This is a genomic window from Bartonella sp. MU37NMGALS (assembly GCF_042194015.1).
GTDB lineage: Bacteria > Pseudomonadota > Alphaproteobacteria > Rhizobiales > Rhizobiaceae > Bartonella > Bartonella grahamii.
On the sequence record NZ_JBHIML010000074.1, the window covers coordinates 1 to 1621 of the forward strand.

3 protein-coding genes are annotated in these 1621 nt (G+C 46.2%); all 3 read right to left on the minus strand.

The features are described from left to right. On the minus strand, positions 1 to 434 hold a 434-nt coding region (locus ACFIJP_RS09060), incomplete at its 3' end, for a phage tail protein (protein ID WP_375627077.1). Then, on the minus strand, positions 434 to 1330 hold the full coding sequence (locus ACFIJP_RS09065) for a baseplate J/gp47 family protein (protein WP_375627079.1): 897 nt from the start codon (positions 1328 to 1330) through the stop codon (positions 434 to 436). The genes ACFIJP_RS09060 and ACFIJP_RS09065, both read right to left, overlap by 1 nt. Then, a partial coding sequence (locus tag ACFIJP_RS09070; protein WP_375627081.1) for a baseplate assembly protein occupies positions 1317 to 1621 on the minus strand: 305 nt, incomplete at its 5' end. The genes ACFIJP_RS09065 and ACFIJP_RS09070, both read right to left, overlap by 14 nt.

The following is a 1621-nucleotide window of genomic DNA, read 5'->3' on the forward strand; positions in this document are numbered from 1 at the left end:
CCACGGCGAAAATCAGAGCGCAAACTTTTGGAAAGGTCGGTAATCGCTTCAATGACTTCAAGGCTTTTGCGTTCAGGCAACTGAACAAAATCAAGTTGAAAGGAATTCCACCATACCCGCCCCGTCCAGGCGGGTTGAAAGCGTGCCGAAATCCCTAGCCATTCAAGCCCCATCTCTATTGCCGCAAGGGAGCCGCGAATATTTTGCCATGCAAGACCCTGATCAATCAAATCATAGAGGTTAGAGAAATAAGGGTTTAATTCTTGTAAGCCATATTCGTCTATTAAAAAGGGCAACCAAGAAGGCGGACGCGTAATAAATTTCGCGCGGGGTATTTCTTCGAGTGCGGTTTTAACGTGAGGGTCAAGAGCCATTGCTTCTGCAAAACAACGTTCAAACAAGCTAGAATTCGGGGGCAAAAGTGAGGAAAGCATCAATAAGCACGCCCCCGTTCAGACAAAACAATATCCCCTAGTGCGACCGCTTCATCAGGTGCGACCAAAATATCCTCACAAGGTTGCGTTATGTTTACATGGTGAACGCCTTCAACCATCAAGCGGCTTAGTATCCAACTTAAAGACAAATCACGCCCAAGCCTTTGCGCACGCGCCCATTCTGCTCTTAAATTCTGCTCCGCTCTTTCCAAAACAAAGGAGCCTTCATCCGGTAACAACCAAAAATCAGCAGAAACATTGATCATCCGCTGTACCGCGCTTTTCACAAAGATGTGGTCATTGGTCATTTTAACATGGGGGGCATCAAGGGCTGTTTGTACCTTGGCAATTAAAGCCTCATCAGCCACCCCTGAAGGAGCGTCACTAAAAAGCGCAACATGAATAAGCGGACTTTTACCCTCACGATAAACAAAAGCATCTTTGACATGGATATCGCTTGAGAGGGCAAAATATTGGTAACGTGGCGCTGTGCCCCCTGTGGAATGCCCTTGTCTATTCAAACGAATGCGGCGGCGAAACCGCTCATCATCTTCATCCAAAAGGCGCGTGACCCCATGAAAATCCCCCAAATGATCTAAACTTGTTCCACGGGCAAATGTGAGTAAATTATCTCGCGCCACTTCATTAATTCGCTGGCGCAAAAGCAACTCTTCATAAGCCGCCGCTTGCAATTGAATGACAACCGGATCATAAGCCGTCTTTTCTACATTATAAGGAATATGATGCGCTGCAAAAAGCTCAGTCAAACGCGTGATCTTTTGCTCTAAAATGGCTTCAACAGAAAGCTCTTCAATAATTTGTGGGAGAGGGAGTTGTGGAGGGGGAATTTGTGGCCAAGGAAATTGTAGAATGGATAAAGGTTCAAACTCTGTCATCACCAACCTCTAAATTGATGCTCATTGGCTCTTTGTGTGACCAATCCCCCAAATGCCCATCGGGATAAAAAACACCCGTTAAAACAAAATGAAATGTACCTTCACGCGTTGCTTTTGTCAGATCAATCCTCTGCAACGAGAACCCAGGCTCTCCACACTCTGGATCATCGAGTGCTTCAACAATTGCTTGATAAAGCTGCATCATCGTCGCAGGATCAGCATTGGCGTCTTGGAATGCTCCAACATCACATCCATAATGACGACGCAAAACCCGTGTCCCAATTCTTGTCG

Bases quoted from the DNA above. Each gene is read 5' to 3' on its own strand.
- ACFIJP_RS09065 (WP_375627079.1), bottom strand. From the start codon at position 1,330: ATGACAGAGTTTGAACCTTTATCCATTCTACAATTTCCTTGGCCACAA.